This window comes from Kribbella sp. NPDC004875 (assembly GCF_042873375.1).
GTDB lineage: Bacteria > Actinomycetota > Actinomycetes > Propionibacteriales > Kribbellaceae > Kribbella.
The window spans coordinates 1,430,865-1,445,487 of the sequence record NZ_JBIALI010000001.1 but is presented as its reverse complement, the minus strand read 5'-3'; the positions used below and the strand labels follow the sequence as shown (position 1 = coordinate 1,445,487).

At 67.1% G+C, this 14,623-nt stretch carries 12 protein-coding genes; 9 read left to right on the top strand and 3 right to left on the bottom strand.

Going from position 1 to position 14,623, the window contains the following annotated elements; all coding sequences use genetic code 11:
- Positions 1 to 121: 121 nt before the first annotated feature.
- The 5 genes from ACFYRH_RS06975 to ACFYRH_RS06955 are packed head-to-tail and all read left to right on the top strand — an operon-like array spanning position 122 to position 6,188.
- Complete coding sequence (locus ACFYRH_RS06975; RefSeq protein WP_387769360.1) at positions 122 to 1,420, top strand: extracellular solute-binding protein; 1,299 nt, start codon at positions 122 to 124, stop codon at positions 1,418 to 1,420.
- A gap of 20 nt (positions 1,421 to 1,440) precedes the next feature.
- Positions 1,441 to 2,283 carry a carbohydrate ABC transporter permease gene (locus tag ACFYRH_RS06970; protein WP_387769357.1) on the top strand — a complete coding sequence of 281 codons (843 nt, stop codon included), beginning with the start codon at positions 1,441 to 1,443 and terminating at the stop codon, positions 2,281 to 2,283.
- Positions 2,280 to 3,092, top strand: coding sequence for a carbohydrate ABC transporter permease (locus tag ACFYRH_RS06965; protein WP_387769354.1), 813 nt, complete (start codon positions 2,280 to 2,282; stop codon positions 3,090 to 3,092). Before ACFYRH_RS06970 ends, ACFYRH_RS06965 begins: the two co-directional genes overlap by 4 nt.
- Positions 3,089 to 3,733, top strand: a complete 645-nt coding sequence (locus ACFYRH_RS06960; RefSeq protein ID WP_387769353.1) for a hypothetical protein — start codon at positions 3,089 to 3,091, stop codon at positions 3,731 to 3,733. Before ACFYRH_RS06965 ends, ACFYRH_RS06960 begins: the two co-directional genes overlap by 4 nt.
- A complete protein-coding gene (locus ACFYRH_RS06955) occupies positions 3,717 to 6,188 on the top strand; it encodes a GH116 family glycosyl-hydrolase (protein WP_387769351.1) in 2,472 nt (823 codons plus the stop codon). Before ACFYRH_RS06960 ends, ACFYRH_RS06955 begins: the two co-directional genes overlap by 17 nt.
- Positions 6,189 to 6,260: 72 nt before the next feature.
- Here ACFYRH_RS06955 and ACFYRH_RS06950 read toward each other — a convergent pair whose 3' ends face one another.
- Together ACFYRH_RS06950 and adh are read right to left on the bottom strand one after the other, a co-directional pair.
- Entirely contained in the window at positions 6,261 to 6,638 is a 378-nt protein-coding gene (locus tag ACFYRH_RS06950) for a DUF779 domain-containing protein (protein WP_387769348.1), read from the bottom strand.
- A 4-nt stretch (positions 6,639 to 6,642) separates the two neighbouring features.
- Positions 6,643 to 8,166, bottom strand: coding sequence for an aldehyde dehydrogenase (adh, locus tag ACFYRH_RS06945; protein ID WP_387769346.1), 1,524 nt, complete (start codon positions 8,164 to 8,166; stop codon positions 6,643 to 6,645).
- Between the two features lie 96 nt (positions 8,167 to 8,262).
- Here adh and ACFYRH_RS06940 point away from each other — a divergent pair, with 96 nt between their 5' ends.
- On the top strand, positions 8,263 to 9,714 hold the full coding sequence (locus tag ACFYRH_RS06940; protein WP_387769343.1) for a GAF domain-containing protein: 1,452 nt from the start codon (positions 8,263 to 8,265) through the stop codon (positions 9,712 to 9,714).
- 103 nt (positions 9,715 to 9,817) lie between these two features.
- Here the strand turns inward: ACFYRH_RS06940 and ACFYRH_RS06935 are convergent, their stop codons facing one another.
- Entirely contained in the window at positions 9,818 to 10,345 is a 528-nt protein-coding gene (locus ACFYRH_RS06935; protein ID WP_387769341.1) for a hypothetical protein, read from the bottom strand.
- A 165-nt stretch (positions 10,346 to 10,510) separates the two neighbouring features.
- On the opposite strand from ACFYRH_RS06935, the gene ACFYRH_RS06930 reads away from it, so the two are divergent.
- From ACFYRH_RS06930 to ACFYRH_RS06920, 3 genes are all read left to right on the top strand, one after another.
- The gene (locus tag ACFYRH_RS06930) at positions 10,511 to 11,509 is read left to right on the top strand and encodes a DUF4097 family beta strand repeat-containing protein (RefSeq protein ID WP_387769338.1); all 999 of its coding nucleotides are present in this window, start codon (positions 10,511 to 10,513) and stop codon (positions 11,507 to 11,509) included.
- 78 nt (positions 11,510 to 11,587) lie between these two features.
- Positions 11,588 to 13,741, top strand: coding sequence for a (Fe-S)-binding protein (locus tag ACFYRH_RS06925; RefSeq protein ID WP_387769335.1), 2,154 nt, complete (start codon positions 11,588 to 11,590; stop codon positions 13,739 to 13,741).
- 86 nt (positions 13,742 to 13,827) lie between these two features.
- Positions 13,828 to 14,616: a hypothetical protein gene (locus ACFYRH_RS06920; RefSeq protein WP_387769332.1), complete on the top strand. Its 789-nt coding sequence runs from the start codon at positions 13,828 to 13,830 to the stop codon at positions 14,614 to 14,616.
- Positions 14,617 to 14,623: the final 7 nt, after the last annotated feature.

Here is a 14,623-nt window from a genome sequence, read left to right as displayed (position 1 = left end):
GCGGGAGTGAAGGATTCCCCCTGAGTTTCCCGGCGCCCGACCCTTGACACGGTTTCGGCCGCCGGGGCTATGCTGCCGGGAACTTCTGAGAAATCGATTTCCCCGCTCTGGAGGAACGGTCATGGATCAGCCCCTGCTCAGTCGGCGACGCTTCCTCCAGGCCACCGGTGGTACGACGCTCGCCGCCACGCTGGCCGCGTGTGGTGGTGGTAGCGGAGGCGGCGGTGGGTCCTCGTCGAAGGAACTGTCGTTCGTCTACATGGGCACCGCCGAGCAGCAGGCGACCTGGAACAAGCTGTTCGCGAAGTTCACCGAGCAGCACCCGGAGATCAAGCTCAAGGCCGAGGGCATCCCGCTGTCGAACTGGGGCGACTTCTTCAACAAGCTGTCCACCCGGATCGCCGGCGGCCAGGTGCCGGACGTCATCCAGATCGCCACCGAGGGCCAGCGGCTGTTCGCGTCCAAGGGCCTGCTCGCGCCGCTCGACGACTACATCAAGAAGGACCAGTCGACGATCGACGAGTACTACGCCGACATGGACCCGAACCTGATCGAGTGGGACAAGAAGTACGCCTCCACCGACGGGAAGACGTATTACCTGCCGGGCGAGTTCAACACGATGTGCATGTGGTACTCGAAGGACCTGTTCGCGAAGGCCGGCGTACCGGAGCCGACGGCGAAGTGGACGTGGGACGACTTCCGGCACGCGTGTGAGCAGATCAAGGCCAAGACCGGAGCCTTCGGGTACGCCGCGGACTCGGCGTACTTCGCGGCGATCATGCCGTGGCTGCTCACCAACGGGACCAGCAGCTTCAGCGAGGACTGGTCGAAGCCGACGTTCGACGACCCGAAGGCGGTCGAGGCGGCCGAGTTCAACCGGAAGCTGGTGGCCGACAAGCTGTCGCCGCCGCCCGGCGGCACCTTCGACGCGTTCACCGCGGCCGCGCAGGGCAAGCTGGCGATGTTCGGCGGCGGCCGCTGGCCGATCATCAGCATCCGGAACCTGAAGGCGACCACCAAGATGGGCATCGTGCCGTGGCCGACGAAGGTCGAGCAAGGCTCGCCGGTCGGCTGGAACGGGTACCCGATCCTGAAGGCGTCGAAGAAGAAGGACGACGCCTGGACGTTCATCAAGTTCCTGATCTCCAAGGAGGGCTCGTCGACGTTCGCCCAGCTCGGCGGCACCATCGTCCCGGCCCGGAAGTCGATCGCGAACAGCCAGTCGTTCCTCACCGACGCGCCGAAGGGCACGGAGTACCTCTACCAGGCGCTCAGCTACGCGACGCCGATCCCGTCGCCGGACAAGGGCGCGGCGATCCAGAAGGCGATCGAGGACGGCTGGAAGCAGGTGCTGACCGGCAACGCCGCGCCGGCCGACGCGCTCGGCAAGACGCAGACGGCGCTGGAGGGATTGGTCTGAAACCCCAGCGTCGTGACTGGTTGCCGGGCTATCTGTTCATCAGTCCGGCCGTCCTGCTCTTCCTGATCTTCGTAGCCCTCCCCCTGGTCGCCGCCTTCGGCCTCAGCCTGTTCCACTGGGACCTGCTGAGTACGCCGGAGTTCGCCGGCCTCGACAACTTCAAGCAACTGGTGTCCGACTCCGCGACCATCCGCGCGGTGATCAACACGTTCGTCTTCGCGCTCGCCTCGGTGGTCACGCACATCGGCGCCGGCATGCTGCTCGCGCTCGGCGTCCACCGGACGATGACCCGCGGAACGAAGTACTTCGTCCGGACCGCCTACTTCTTCCCGTTCCTGATCTCCTGGGCCGCGGTCGCGCTGATCTGGAAGTACGTCCTGGACCCGGCGTTCGGGCTGGCGAACTTCTACCTCTCGGCGACGACGAACTGGCTGGCCTCGCCGACCTGGGCGCTGCCGACGCTGATCGTCGTGGACTGGTGGCACACGATCGGGTACACATTCATCATTCTGCTGGCCGGCCTGCAGACCGTGCCGGCGCAGCTGCTCGAGGCCGCGCGGGTGGACGGTGCGAACGCCTGGTGGCGGTTCTGGGGCGTGACGCTGCCGGTGATGTCGCCGACGATCTTCTTCGCGACCGTGATCACGTTCATCGGTGCGTTCCAGATCTTCGACCCGATGGTGATCATGACCCAGGGCGGCCCGGACGGTGCCACCCGGAGCATCGTGCAGTACACCTACGAGAAGGGCTTCCAGTCCTTCGAGGTCGGGTACGCCGCCGCGCTGTCGCTCGTGCTGTTCGTGGTGATCATGGTGGTGACCGGCCTGCAGTTCCGCCTCAGCCGAAGGTGGGTGCACCAGTGAAGGGCAAGCTGCTCGATCTCGTGCTCGTGGTCGGCGGGTTGTTGATGATCGCGCCGCTGGTCTGGCTGATCGTGAACGCGCTGTCGGAGCCGATCGACGCGTTCCAGCTGCCGCCGCGGTGGATCCCGGCGCCGCCGACGCTGCAGAACTTCCAGCAGGTGCCGGGCCTGATCCCGTTCGCCCGGATGGCGTGGAACAGTCTGCAGATCGCGGTGATCACGACCGCGGGCGCACTGCTGACGAGCGCGCTGGCGGCGTACGCGTTCAACCGGCTGCGGTTCCCGGGGCGGGACCAGATCTTCTCGGTGCTGCTCGCGGCGTTGGTGGTGCCGGTACAGCTGACCGTCGTACCGATCTTCATCATGATGCGCTGGCTGCACCTGGTCGACACGACGGTGGCGATCTGGCTGCCGGCGCTGGTGAACGTGTTCGGGATCTTCTTCCTGCGGCAGTACATCTCGTCGATCCCGCGGGAGCTGGACGAGGCGGCGATCATGGACGGCGCCGGGCACTTCTGGATCCTGTTCCGGGTGATCCTGCCGCTGGCCCGGCCGGGGCTGACCGCGCTCGGGATCTTCGTGTTCGAGGCGTCGTGGAACAACTTCTTCTGGCCGTACATCTTCCTGTCGTCACCGGAGAAGATGACGCTGCCGGTCGGTCTGGTGTCGCTGCAGGGTGCTGTCGGCGGCGGTCCGGCGGTCGTCCTGTTCGCCGCGATCACGATGGTGGTGCTGCCGATCCTGGTGCTGTTCCTGATCTTCCAGCGCTCGTTCATCGCGTCGATCGCGTCGACGGGCCTCCGCGCATGACCGATCATTTGCCCACCGCTTTCAAGGCCCTCTGGCACGAACTCCCGCTGCTGGCCGCGTCCGGAGTCCTTGTCTGTACGGCGTCTGCGCTCGTCGTACTGCTCCTGCCAGGCGTCACGCCGCTCAGTGTGCTCCTGCTTGCACTACTGGTCGGGCCAGCGTGGGCCGCAGTCGTCGCGACGACCGACTCAGTGGTGCGCGACGACCGCGGTGGCGTCCTGCTCCTGCTACGGCACCTCAAGCAGCACGGTCCGGCCGGCGCTGGAGTGGCGATCGTTCCCGCTGCGATCACTGCACTGGCGTTGCTCAACTGGCACCTGTACAGCGGCCCGCTCTTCGCCGTGCCGCTCGCCGTGAGCTGCTGTGCCAGCGTCCTGCTGCTGTTGGCCTCCTGCTATGCGTTCAGTCTGCGAGTGAGCGGTGGACTGCGTGGCAAGCAGCTCTGGTTCACCGCCCTTCATCTGGTCTCGCGCGCACCGCTCGTACCGCTGGGCGTGCTCGCGCTGGCGTTTGTCGCCGTACTCCTCGGCACGTCGGTGACTGCTTCGCTGTTGTTACTCGCCCCCGGTCCGGTGGCGCTGTTCGCCTCTGCCGGCACCTGGACTTCCTATGGGACGGAGAAACATGCACTACTCCGGTGACAACCTTCGATACTTCGCACTGCCGTTGGGAGGTCTCGGCACCGGCACTCTGGCTCTCGCGGGCAACGGTGCGCTGCGTCAATGGCAGCTGCACAACCTGGGCAACCACGAGGGCCACGTGCCGGACAGCTTCTTCGCACTGCGCCTCTCACGCGTCGAGCCACCGCTGGACGAGGTCCGGCTGCTGCAAGGTCCGCCGCTGGAGCCGTCAGGAACTCCGCTGGTGACGGACGACGTCGTACCCGCCGGCGAGCGACGACTGCACGAGGTTCTCCGGCCGGTCGGGCCGACGACGGTCACTGCTACTTATCCACAGGCACGGGTGGACTACGACACCGACCTCCCGGTCGAGATCAGTCTGGACGTCTTCAACCCCCTGGTGCCGTCCGACGCTGCCGCCAGCTCGCAGCCGGTCGTCGCGTTCACCTTCACGCTCCACAACCCCGGTGACATCGCCGTCCACGGCAAGCTGGCCGCCGCACTGCAGAACTCGGTCGGCTGGGACGGTGTCAGCCCGATCGACGGCGTCGCGTGCAGCCTGTACGGCGGCAACACGAACCGCGTCCGCCGTACCAGTGACTCCACCGCGCTGGTTCTCGAGAACGGCTCGCTGCCCGTCGACCACCCTGGCGCCGGTCAGCTCGTCCTGGCGACCGGCAGCGCCGACGCACTGGCTCACCCGCAGTGGTCCCGCCCGGACGAATTCGTTGCCTTTCTCAACGGTCCGGTGACGCCGGCGAGTGGCGCGAGCGCGGCGGGCACGACCTGGAACGGCGGGTTGGCGGTGCCGTTCAGCCTGCGTCCCGGCGAGAGCACGCAGGTACGGTTCCTGATCGCGTGGCACTTCCCGAACCGATATGTCGACTTCAACCAGTTCGGCCCGCATCCGGAGTACGGGCACAGCCGGTTCTGGCTGGGTAACGCGTACACCGTGCGGACGCCCGATGCGGTGGCCGCGGCCGAGTCCTTCCTGGCCCGTTGGACCGAGCTCCGCAGTACGACCGAGGAATGGACGCAGGCTTTCGAGTCGAGCAGTCTGCCGGGCGAGGCGGGGACACGGCTCGCTGCGCTGGCGGCCGACGTACGGAGCCCGACGGTGTTCCAGACGGCGCAGGGCGACGTACTCGGCTTCGAGGGGGTACTCGGGGCGTCCACCGTCATGTGGGGCGGGCGGTACGGCGGCTCGTGTCCGCTCAACTGCACGCACGTGTGGAACTACGAGCAGACGTTGTCGCGCCTCTTCCCGGCACTCGAGCAGAACATGCGCGACACGGAGTACGACGTGATGCAGGCGCCCGAGGGATACATCCCGCACCGGGTGCGCGCACCGCTCTACATGCGACAACTCTGGGACGTGGTGATCGGCGGACCGGAAGAGCCCGCGCTGGACGGGATGCTGGGCACCGTGCTGAAGACGTACCGCGAGGTGCGGCAGGGGGCCGGTCTGGAGTGGCTGCGTCATCGCTGGCCGAGCATCGTCCGGTTACTCGACCACATCCACGGGAAGTGGGTGCGGGACGGCGTACTGCGAGGCATCCAGCCCAGCACACACGACATCGACCTGTGTGGCGTCAACTCGTTCATGGGCACGCTGTGGCTCGCTGCGTTGCGCGCGGCCGAGGAGATGGCGCTGCTCCTGGGTGAGGACTCCAAGGCGTATCGAGCGCTGTTCGAGACAGGCAGCACGGCGTACGACGAGTTGCTGTTCACCGGCGAGTACTACCGGCAGATCCTCGACCCTGACGAGACACGTGACTTCCAATGGGGTGACGGGTGCTTGGCCGACCAGCTGATCGGTCAGTGGTGGGCCCATCAGCTCGACCTCGGGTACGTCCTTCCTGAGGAGCACGTGAGGACCGCGCTGCGCAACGTCGTACGGCACAACCTGCGCACCGGCTTCCAGGACTTCGACCACCCGTACCGCGTCTTCGCCGACGGCGACGACACCGGCCTCCTGATGTGCACCTGGCCGCACGGCGGACGGCCTGACATCCCCACGCGGTACTGCGACGAGGTGTGGACCGGCTCGGAGTACCAGGTAGCGGCCCACTGCCTCTACGAAGGCCTGACCGACGAGGGCATGTCCATCCTGCACGGCCTGTGGGCAAGGTATGACGGCACCCGCCGCAACCCCTTCAACCCGATCGAATGCGGCGACCACTACATCCGCAACGCCGCCGGCTGGTCAGTCCTGGAAGCCCTCACCGGCTACCACCACAACGCCCTCACCAAAACCATCACCTTCGCCCCACTACCCATCGCACGCACCAAGACAGGCTGGACCTTCCCCTTCACCACCAACACCGGCTGGGGAACAGCCACGCAGACCGCGACCACCCTCACCGTCGCGTGCAAGTCCGGTCACCTGGACCTGCAGGCCATCCGCGTCGACGGCACGGTCCACCCGGTCGACGCACGCGTCCAGCCCGGCGAGCCGCTGGTGATCAGTACCTAGTGTCCTGAGTCGGGCACTAGACAGGCAGGAGTGCCGGCCGTCCGGCAACGCCACCGGACGGTCGGCACTCGTTCAGAGGAGTCCTAGTTCCGCGGACTCGGTGTCGGTGAAGAGGCGGGAGCGGATCAGGAAGCGCACGCCCTCGGGGGCCTCCACGGAGAATCCGCTGCCGCGGCCCTTCACCACGTCGACGGTGAGCTGGGTGTGCTTCCAGTACTCGTACTGGTTCGCGGACATCCAGAAGCCGATCGGCTTGTCCAGACCGTCGACGGCCAGATCACCGAGATGCACGTCCGCCGACCCCGTTCTGAACTCACCGTCCGGGTAGCACATCGGCGAACTGCCGTCACAGCAGCCACCGGACTGGTGGAACATCAACGGACCGTGCATCTGGGTCAGGCGGCGCAACAACTCCGCCGCCTCGTCGGTGAGCAGCACCTTCGCGACCATCGGCTCAGAAGAACCCGAGCTTCGAAGGGCTGTAGCTGACCAGCAGGTTCTTGGTCTGCTGATAGTGGTCGAGCATCATCTTGTGGTTCTCGCGGCCGATGCCCGAGTTCTTGTAGCCGCCGAACGCCGCGTGCGCGGGGTACGCGTGGTAGTTGTTCGTCCAGACCCGGCCGGCCTGGATCTCCCGCCCGGCCCGGTACGCCGTGTTGATGTCCCGCGACCACACGCCCGCGCCGAGGCCGTAGAGCGTGTCGTTGGCGATCTTCATCGCGTCGGCGTAGTCGTCGAACCTCGTCACCGAGACGACCGGCCCGAAGATCTCCTCCTGGAAGATCCGCATCTTGTTGTCGCCCTCGAAGATGGTCGGCTGGATGTAGTACCCACCGGCCAGGTCGCCGCCGAGCTCGGCCTTGCCGCCGCCGGTGACCACCCGGGCGCCCTCTTCCTTGCCGATCCCGATGTAGGCGAGGATCTTCTCGTACTGGTCGTTGCTGGCCTGGGCGCCCATCATCGTGTCGGTGTCCAGCGGGTTGCCGAGCTTGATCGCCTGGGTCCGGGCGGTCGCGTCGGCGAGGAACCCGTCGTAGATCGACGACTGGATCAGCGCGCGGGACGGGCAGGTGCAGACCTCGCCCTGGTTCAGCGCGAACATCGTGAAGCCCTCGAGCGCCTTGTCGTAGAAGTCGTCCTTCGACGACGCGACGTCGGCGAAGAACACGTTCGGGCTCTTGCCGCCGAGCTCCAGCGTGACCGGGATGATGTTCTCCGACGCGTACTGCATGATCAGCCGGCCGGTCGTGGTCTCACCAGTGAACGCGACCTTGGCCACTCTGTTGCTGGAGGCAAGCGGTTTGCCGGCCTCGACGCCGAACCCGTTGACGATGTTCACCACGCCCGGTGGGAGCAGGTCCTGGATCAGCTCCATCAGTACGTGGATGGAGGCCGGCGTCTGCTCGGCCGGCTTCAGGACGACGGCGTTGCCGGCGGCCAGCGCGGGCGCCAGCTTCCAGACCGCCATCAGGATCGGGAAGTTCCACGGGATGATCTGCGCGACCACGCCGAGCGGCTCGTGGAAGTGGTAGGCGATCGTGTCGTCGTCGATGACCGAGACCGAGCCCTCCTGGGCCCGCAGCGCGCCGGCGAAGTACCGGAAGTGGTCGATCGCGAGCGGCAGGTCGGCGGCCAGCGTCTCGCGGACGGCCTTGCCGTTGTCCCAGCTCTCGGCGACCGCGAGCAGTTCGAGGTTGGCCTCGATCCGGTCCGCGATCTTGTTCAGGATGTTGGCCCGCTCCGCCGGCGAGGTCCGTCCCCAGCCCGGCGCCGCGCCGTGCGCGGCGTCCAGCGCGGCCTCGACGTCTTCGGCCGTACCGCGGGCGATCTCGGTGAAGTTCTCGCCCGTGACCGGAGTCGGGTTCTCGAAGTACCCGCCCTTGACCGGCGGCACCCATTCGCCACCGATGTAGTGCTCGTAGCGCGATTTGTACGCGACCGGGCTGCCATCCTGCCCGGGAGCTGCGAAGATCGTCATAGGTCCTCCTTGACACCGCGACGTTGGACCCGAAGCTAGTCAGCCGGACGTTGCACGAACGTTGCACACTGAAGACGCGGCTTGAAGTGAGGCGTCATGGAACAACCGGAGCGGGCTCGCCGACTGAGCGAGCTGTACGACGAGGTGCTCGGTGGCGGCCGGGTGCCGGGAGCGCCACGTCCGCTCGTCGCCGCGTCCTGGGAGCGCTCACTCGCCGCCGCGGTCGACCCCGAGCTCGACCAGCCGCCGGTCGTCGTCGACGAGGAGATCCTCGCGGCGCTGCGCGACAACCATCCCTTGGAGGCGGTGCTTCCGGTCCTGCGGCAGACACTGACCACGATCGCCGACGAGGCCTCGCACATCATGATCATCACCGACGCGCAGGGCACGATCCTGTGGCGCGAGGGCGCGTCGGACGTGAAGCGCCAGGCGGACCGGATCGCGCTGTCCGAGGGCGCGGTGTGGTCCGAGGACAAGATCGGCACCAACGGGATGGGTACGGCGCTGGCCGTCGGCGAACCTGTGCAGATCCATTCCGCCGAACACCTGGTCCGCCGGATCCACGAATGGACCTGTGCCGCCGCGCCTGTGCACGATCCCGACACCGGCAAGCTGCTCGGCGCGGTCGACGTCTCCGGACCGTTGCGCACCGTCCATCCCGCGATGGTCGCGTTGGTGACGGCCGCGGCACAGCTCGCCGAAGGACAGCTGAAGGTCCGGATGGCCGCGGCCGACGAGATGCTGCGCGCTCGCAACATGCGGCACTTGATGGCGCTCGGGGATGCGCCCGGCGCACTGCTCACTCCCACCGGCCGGGTGCTCGCGGTCCAGCCACTCGAGTGGTTGCCCGACCGCCTCGTCGTACCGGACGGTGCCGACCGCATCGATCTCGGCGACGGCCGCGAGGGACTGGTCGAGCGCCTCGACGAGGGCTACCTGCTCCGCATGCCCGGTACGCCGGTCCGCCGGTCGCGACCATCGTTGCGCCTCAAGCTCCTCGGCTCCGGCCAGCCGATCGCGGTCGTCGGCGGCCGCGAGATCGCGCTGACGCTGCGGCGGGCCGAAGTACTCGCACTGTTGTTACTGCATCCGTCGGGACTGACCGCGGAGCAGCTGATGCTTCAGTTGTACGGCGACGAGGGCAACCCGACCACGGTCCGAGCGGAGATGCACCGGCTGCGGAACCTGCTCGGCGGCGGCGTCCTCGACACCAAGCCGTACCGGATCATCGCGGACGTGAGCGGCGACGTCACCGACGTACAGACAGCCATCCGGCAGGGCGACCTGTGCACGGCCCTCGACCTGTACGCCGGGCCGCTGCTCGCCCGTTCGGACGCACCGGCCTTGCGGGCGGAACGCGAGGAGCTCGATGCCACGTTGCGGCGCGCGGCCCTCGACGCCCGCAGCGCCGACGCGTTGTGGACGTTCGCGCAGACGTCGACCGGCGCGGAGGACCTGGAGATCTTCGAGTCCCTGAAGGCTTTCCTGCCGCCCGACGACCCGCGACACGCCGCGGTCGCCGCCCGCCTGAACCGCCTCGTCGACTAGGCGGACGTCCACCACTCACCAACCTCTGTCCAACGGCGTCGGCGCCTCTCGGTCGAGCGTGCTCTGACGCCGCCGGCACCGCTTGGTGAGTGCCTGGGATCCGTCATTCCCTCCCCACCAGGATCCACATGTAGTCGTTGTTCTTGGTGGGGAAGGTGGCGGTCTTGTTGCTGACTTCCTTGGTCGCGCTGCAGTCGGACTTCGTGTACTTCCAGCGCACCACCTGAACCCGCCAGGACTGCTTGAGCTGGTGCAACCGCCGGACCTTGTTGGCCGGGACCTCGGCCGTGTACGACCAGCTGTCCGTCACCGAGTGGGACTTGCCGACGGTCTTCGCGTACTTGCTCTGGATCTCCGCGATCACCAACGGGATGCTCACGCCGAGGTCACCGGACCAGGACGAGTTCGACTCCGAGGTCGCCGTCTTCTGGTAGGTGATCCGCCCCGGCCCCTCCATCCAGTCGCTGTAGAGGTTGGTCCCGACGTACACCTCGTGGCCGCCCTTGGCGTACCAGTAGACCGCGTTGGTGTCGCATTTCTTGGCCGTGGCCGGCGCCGCACCCGCGACAGCCGGCACGGCCAGACCGGTCGTGAGCAGCAGGCCGGCAGCGATTCCTCGACGAACACGCATGACTCTCTCCCACCGAAACCGACTGACAGGTACTGCGGTTGCAGTGGTTAGGAATTTACGGATTGGTCTAGTACGCCCGCAACGATTCTCCCGTCACACTCTGTGTCGATTCCTTCACGACGAGATCTCACCGACCGTGACCTCTGGAACTCCTACGCTCAGCCAATGACCGAACGTGAGATCACCGTCGACACGAAGGACCCGGTCACCCTGGAGACTGGGATGCGCGACCGGAACGGGACGATCCGCGTCCGGGTCGATCCGAAGTGCGAGCAGGTCTCGGTCCAGGTCACGACGTCCGATCCGACCGGACCGTCGGCCGACGCGATCGCCGCGGGAACCCTGCAGTGGGACGAGGCCACCCGACGGCTGACCGTTGACATCGAGGCGCCGGGAATCGATCCGCGCTCAGGCTCGAAGGTGTACGTGACGGCCGTGGTACCGCCGGACAGCAATCTCGACGCCCACACGCACGGCGCCGGTGTCGAGGTGACAGGGCCTGAAGGGCTCGCGGACGCGGCGGTCGAGACCACGTCCGGTTCGGTCACCATCGACGAGGCAGCCACGGCGTACGCCAAGACCGTCGACGGACCGGTGCGGATCAGCTACGCGGACAAGATCGTCGTCCGGAGCGAAGGCGACTTCGAGCAGAGCTTCGACCACGTGGCTATCGGCCGCGCCGCCGAGATCGACGCAGCGACGACCGGCGGGCGGGTCCGGATCGATGAGGTCACCGGGAAACTGGCCGTCAAGACCGACCGGGGACCCGTCGACATCGACAGCCTCTCGGCGGACAGCAGTGAGGTGCGCACCAGGAGCGGCAACATCGACGTGCGGGTCACCGGTGGGCGCAGGCACCAGTTCACCTCCGGGTCCGGCGTCGCGACCGTCACGGTCGAGTACACCGCTCCCCGCGATGTCCAGGTCCAGGTCAGCGACATCCGCGGGCCGGGCCGGGCACACCTGTCCGAGGACTTCGTCGAGCGGTACCGCCGCGAGGACGAAGGACCTACCCACGCGGGAGGGGGCGCAGCGGCCGGCGCAGGCGCCGCCCCCGGGGCCGCCGCGGCAGCAGCGACCGCCGCTCCGGTCGCCGCTCCAGTAGCCGTGGTCAAGCAAGGTGTCGACAGGCCGCGGCGGGATCCTGGGGGCCACACTCGCTGAGCGGGTGAGATGGAACACGCGGGTGATGATCGCCGCATGGACATGACTCGCGAGTAACCAACCAATAACATCGCTGGTATGCAGATCCTCGCCATCGTCGTCTCGCTCGCGGTGACGCTCGTTGCCGTCGCACTGTTCGGCAAGACGATCGGGCACATCGTGTCCGTCATCAAGCTCGGGCAGCCGGCCGGACGCACGGACAAGCCCGGCAGCCGGACCGTCACGCTGGCCAAGGAGAGTCTCGGCCACACCCGGATGCTGCAGTGGAGTCACATCGGGGTGATGCACTGGTTCGTGGCGTTCGGGTTCATCGGGCTGTTCCTCACCCTGGTGACCGCGTTCGGGCAGCTGTTCGACCCGCATTGGGCGCTGCCGGTGATCGGGCACTGGTTCGTGTTCGAGTGGGTCAGCGAGGCTCTCACCTGGACCGGCCTGATCTCGATCGTCGGGCTGATCATCTACCGGCTGATGCACCTGCCGAAGGGCGACCACCCGCGCTCGTCGCGGTTCTACGGTTCGACGTCCTGGCAGGCGTACTACGTCGAGTACACGATCCTCGGCGTACTGGTCTGCATCCTGTTGCTGCGCGGCCTCGAGTACGAACTCAGCGGCGCATCGAAGTTCCACTTCCCGACGACGTTCTTCCTCGGCACCGGATTGTTCGGCGGACTGAGCGAGCAGGGCCTGGAGAACGCGGTCTACCTGGTCGCGATGATCAAGATCCTGATCTCGTTCGCCTGGATGATCACGATCTCGCTGAACGCCACGATGGGCGTCGCCTGGCACCGGTTCACCGCCTGGCCGAACATCTGGTTCAAGCGCGACCCCGAGGGCGGTACGGCGCTGGGCGCGCTGCAGCCGATCATGGTGAACGGCGCCCCGATCGACTTCGAGAACATCGACGAACTCGACGAGGACGCGGCGCTCGGCGTCGGCAAGGTCGAGGACTTCACCTGGAAGGGCCTGCTCGACTTCACCACCTGCACCGAGTGCGGGCGCTGCCAGTCGCAGTGCCCGGCCTGGAACACCGACAAGCCGCTGTCCCCCAAGCTGATCATGATGGGGCTGCGCGAGCACGCGTACGCCAAGGCGCCGTACCTGCTGGCGTCCGACGACGAGACCCGTAAGTCGCTGCCCGAGCTGGTACTCGCCGAGCAGGAGAAACCGTTGGTCGGACCCGCGGATGTCGCGGTGATCGACGAGGACGCACTCTGGGCCTGTACGTCGTGCGGCGCCTGCGTGCAGCAGTGTCCGGTCGACATCGAGCACGTCGACGCGATCATGGACATGCGCCGCTACCAGGTGCTGATCGAGTCGTCGTTCCCGTCCGAGCTCAACGGGCTGTTCAAGGGCCTGGAGAACAAGGGCAATCCGTGGAACATGAACCCGTCCGGCCGGATGGACTGGGCCAAGGACCTGCCGTTCGAGGTCAAGCAGGTCGGCGCGGACGTCGAGTCGCTGGACGAGGTCGACTACCTGTTCTGGGTCGGCTGCGCGGGAGCGTTCGAGGACCGCGCGAAGAAGACCACGCAGGCGGTCGCCGAGCTGCTGAACATCGCCGGTGTCTCGTTCGCCGTCCTGGGTGACGGCGAGACCTGTACCGGCGACCCGGCCCGGCGGTCCGGGAACGAGTTCGTCTTCCAGCAGCTCGCGATGCAGAACGCCGAGGTCTTCAAGGAGACGAAGGTCCGCAAGGTCGTCTCGACCTGCGCGCACTGCTTCAACACGCTGAAGAACGAGTACTCCCAGCTGGGCGTCGAACTCGACGTCATCCACCACACCCAGCTGCTGAACCGGCTGGTCCGCGACGGCAAGCTGACCCCGGTCGCCCCGGCCGACAGCTCGCTCAACGGCCAGAAGATCACGTACCACGACCCGTGCTACCTCGGCCGCCACAACCAGGTGTACGACGCCCCGCGCGGACTGCTCGACATCATCCCGGGCGCGGAGTACGCCGAGATGCCGCGCAACCAGACCAAGTCGTTCTGCTGCGGCGCGGGCGGCGCGCGGATGTGGATGGAGGAGAAGCTCGGCACCCGGATCAACCTGAACCGGACCACCGAGGCGGTCGAGACGGGTGCCGACAAGATCGCCACCGGCTGCCCGTTCTGCCGGGTGATGCTGTCCGACGGACTGACCGCCAAGCAGGCCGACGGCTCGGCCCGCGAGGAGGTCGAGGTCCAGGATGTCGCGCAACTGCTGCTCGCCTCTGTAAAGCGTGCTGAAAGCTGACCTGCAACTAGCTGCAAAACTCTTTCTCCCCGGGTGGTCCAGACCATAAGATCCTCCGGCTGCATCACCTGGGGAGGAACAACAGCATGAAGCTCCGCGCCGCGGTCGCCGCCGTCGCCGCCGTACCGCTCGCTCTCGGGCTGGCCGCCTGCAACCACGAGGCCAAGCCCACAGGCTACCGCCCGTCGGCACCGGCCGAGGTCACGGACTCCAGGCCCAGCACGGCCGCGCCGCTCAAGCAGGCACCGGCCGCACACCTGAACCGGATCTCGTTCGTCCCGGCGATGAACACCGCGCTGACCAAGCAGAAGTCGTGGCGGATCACCGGCACGATGTCGGCCAACGGCAGCACCGTGATGACCATGGACGGCGTCCAGACCGCGAAGCCGCTCGCGATGTCGGTGCGCGCCACCGGCGCGGCGCTGGGTGGGCAGCAGGCGCACATCCTGCTCGTCGGCAAGACGCTCTACGTGTCGGCACCCGGGTTCTCACCGACCGGCAAGTACAAGAAGGTCGGCGGTGCGGACGCGAGGCAGGTCCGGTCGCTGGTCGACAGCGGCGACCCGACGAAGCTCTTCTCGTCGTTCAGCTCCGCCCTCGTCGGCGTCCGGTACACCGGCACGCAGACGATCGCCGGCAAGAAGCTCGAGCGGTACGTCGTCACCGTCGACACCGCCAAGGCCCTGAAGGCAACCGGTACGGCGGTCCCCGCGGGCGCACCGGAGACGGTGTCCTACGAACTCCTGCTGGACGCGCAGCACCTGGTTCGCCAGGTGCGGTTCGAGGACCTGGGGATCTCGATGAAACTGTCGATGACCGACTACAACAAGCCGGTGCACATCACCGCACCGCCGGCGAGCAAGATCACCAAGTAGACCGATA